At 36.3% G+C, this 597-nt stretch carries 1 protein-coding gene; it reads left to right on the forward strand.

The window, feature by feature from the left end:
• The coding region (locus E1176_RS00305; protein ID WP_155208601.1) for a GbsR/MarR family transcriptional regulator at positions 1-466 on the forward strand (466 nt) is incomplete at its 5' end.
• Between the last annotated feature and the right edge of the window lie 131 nt (positions 467-597).

The raw sequence follows: 597 nt of genomic DNA on the forward strand, positions 1-597 counted from the left end.
CTCATGGGGCATCAATAAGACAATGGCGCAAATATTTGCTTTGCTTTTAATTACCCGTGGAGAACTCTCAGTAGAAGAGATTATGGAAGAACTTTCTATTTCCAGAGGCAATGCAAGTATGAACATACGGGCTCTCATGGACTGGCAGCTTATTTTAAAAACCACCAAAAAGGGTGAGCGTAAGGAGTATTTTTATTGTGAAAGAGATGTATGGGCATTGGCGAGAAAGGTGGCTGAGGAAAGAAAAAACAAAGAAATAAAACCGGTAATGCGTGTACTCAATCAGGTGAGTGAGCTTGATGATGAAAATTCTGAAGATGCCAAGGAGTTTAAAAGAGTAGCCAAAGAACTTACCGATATTGTACAAATCACTGATAAAGCGCTTAGTCACTTCATTAATTCCGAAAGATCCTGGGTTTCAAAAACCATCTTAAAAATTGCTAAAGGCAACAAATCTGTGAGCTAATTCAGAGGAGCTAAAAAAATATTCTTCTGTTTGCAATCATTTAAATTAGAATATTCTTATACTGGCAGATTATTTCTAATAATAGTTTGATTGTGCGAGCTAATTTACTCTAATACTGGACTTTGTGTCTT

The sequence above is a fragment of the Fulvivirga aurantia genome, from assembly GCF_009711475.1.
In the GTDB taxonomy this organism is placed as follows: Bacteria; Bacteroidota; Bacteroidia; order Cytophagales; family Cyclobacteriaceae; genus Fulvivirga; species Fulvivirga aurantia.